The 2,336-nt window shown below is 73.3% G+C and carries 2 protein-coding genes; both read right to left on the minus strand.

Annotated elements, in window-relative coordinates:
• Positions 1-270: 270 nt before the first annotated feature.
• A complete protein-coding gene (locus tag H5J33_RS31550; RefSeq protein ID WP_181798172.1) occupies positions 271-954 on the minus strand; it encodes an ABC transporter ATP-binding protein in 684 nt (227 codons plus the stop codon).
• Positions 951-2,039, minus strand: a complete 1,089-nt coding sequence (locus tag H5J33_RS31555) for an ABC transporter permease (protein WP_181798173.1) — start codon at positions 2,037-2,039, stop codon at positions 951-953. The genes H5J33_RS31550 and H5J33_RS31555 overlap by 4 nt, the downstream gene beginning before the upstream one ends.
• Positions 2,040-2,336: the final 297 nt, after the last annotated feature.

The raw sequence follows: 2,336 nt of genomic DNA on the forward strand, positions 1-2,336 counted from the left end.
GGCGCCACCGCCCACGCGCTGTGACACGTGTCGTGCGCCTGGACCACCGCGCCCGCGGAGCACGGCGGCTGCGAACGACGGCACTGCCACCGCCCACCCCACGACGACCGGACCGTTCCACCGAGCGAACGGGTCACGCGGCCCGGGCGGCCAGGCAGGCGGTAACGTCCGGGTAGTCGCTTGTCCGGCGGGCGGCTGCGAGGTGTCCGCGCTGCGGTGAGGGGGGACTCGACGCGTTCACGGCGGAGTCCCCCTCGTTCGTCCGCCGGTTCAGTGGATGGACGCCGGAAGGTGGAGGCGGCCGTCGTGGAGTTCGGCGACCTGGTCGGCGGCGGTGAGGTGGGCGCGGTCGTGGGTGACCAGGACGGTGGCGGTGGCCCGCTGGTGGGTGAGGCGGGTGATCAGGTCGATGACGGCGGCACCTCGTTCGTGGTCGAGGGCGCTGGTGGGTTCGTCGACCAGGAGGACGGTGGGGTCGTTCATCAGCGCGCGGGCGATGTTGACGCGCTGGCGCTGGCCGCCGGAGAGCTGGTGGGGGCGCCGCGCGGCTTGGCCGGCCAGGCCGACGGCGTCGAGGAGTTCCATCGCGCGGGTGCGGGCGGTGCGGGGCTTTTGGCCGGCGATCCGGGCCATGACCTGGAGCTGCTCGGCGGCGGTGAGGGAGGGCAGCAGGTTGGGCTGCTGGAAGACGATGCCGATCTTGTGGCGGCGTAGTGCGGTGAGTTCGCCGCGGGTCAGGCCGGTGGTGGACCGGCCGTCGACGGTGACGGTCCCGCTCTCGGGGGTGATCAGGGTGGCGGCGACGGCGAGGAGGCTGGACTTGCCGGAGCCGGAGGGGCCGGCCACGGCGGTCATGGTGCCCCGGGGGACATCGAGGGTGACGTGGTCGAGGGCGGTCAGGCGGGTGTCGCCGTCGGGGTAGGTGAGGGTGACGCCGGTCAGGTTCAGGCTCATCGGACGCTCCCCAGGGCGCTCAGCGGGTCGACGGAGGTGATGCGGCGGACGGACAGGGCGGCTCCGAGGACGCCGAGGGCGATGATCACGGCGGCCGGGAGCAGGACGGTGGCGGGTGTGAGGAGGAACGGCACGTCGGAGCCGGACACCAGGGCGCCGAGGGCGACGGCGAGGCCGGTGCCGGTCAGGGTGCCCCCGGTGAGCAGGACGGCGGCCTGGCCGAGGGCGTCCTCGAGGAGGCTCGCGGTGGAGGCGCCCAGTGCCTTGAGGACGGCTACGTCACCGCTGCGCTGGATGGTCCAGACGGTGAAGAAGGCGCCGATGACGAGGGCGGAGATGGCGAACAGGAAGCCGCGCATCAGCTGCAGGGAGCCGTTCTCGGAGGTGTAGGAGCCGATCGCGGACAGCGAGTCGCCGGTGGGGACGGTCCGGGTGCCGGCCCGCCGGTCGACGGCCGCCGTGTCGGCCCCGGAGGTGGTGTCCAGGGCGATGACGGTGGCGCTCGGGCCCCGCCCGTCGCCCACGGGCGGCGCGGTCTTCCGCCAGACGTCGAGGCTGACCCAGATCACCGGGGTGTGGCTGAAGTGGGCATCCCCGGCGACTGCGGCCACTTCCAGCCGCCGGCCCGCCAGGACGAGGAAGTCACCGGCCTGTACGCCCAGGGCGTCGGCGGCCGCGGTGGACGGCACCACCGTGCTGCTGGTGATCCTGTCGCTGTGCGGAGCGAGACGGGAGCCCGGCTCGACACCGAAGGCCGACACCCCGGCGCTCCTTCCTGCCGCGGTGGCCTTGGTGGTGGTGATGCCCAGCGGTTCGGCGCTTTCGACGCCGGGAGCCTTGGCCCACTGCCGCCACTGCCGCTCGGTGACGGTGGAGTCGGCGTACGACAGCTCCTGCCCGTCGCCGGGAGCCTGGAAGGCGATCTTGTCGGCGGGCAGTCCCGTGATCGCGGAGACGTTCTGCCGCCCCAGTCCGGCCGTCAGCCCGGACAGCAGCCCGACCAGCAGGGTGATCAGCACGATGACACTTCCCATCAGGGCGAAACGCCCCTTGGCGAACTTCAGGTCTCTCCAGGCGACGAACACGGTCCTGGCCTGTCCTTTCCGGTGGGGGAAACGGTATGAACCCACCCTCGCCGCCGGCCCCCCGCGCGCGCGTCCGGCGCAGGACGGCACTTGGCGGGCCGGAAGGCGGCAGACGGGTTCCATCTTTCGATGGAGGTCCCGGGCCGCTCCGCTCCGTAACCTGGGACGCACTGTGAACACCGCTGCTCCCGCCCCGACCCCGACCACCCGGGCCCTGGCCTGGTGCCTGCACCTGCTGATCGTCGGCCTGCTCGCCCTGGCCGCCGGCCGCGCCGTGGCCGACGGCCGGCCCCATGC

The organism is Streptomyces sp. WELS2, from assembly GCF_013870595.1.
GTDB lineage: Bacteria > Actinomycetota > Actinomycetes > Streptomycetales > Streptomycetaceae > Streptomyces.

Excerpts from the sequence above, each read along its gene's own strand:
- H5J33_RS31550 (WP_181798172.1), bottom strand. The coding sequence starts at position 954 with ATGAGCCTGAACCTGACCGGCGTCACCCTCACCTACCCCGACGGCGAC.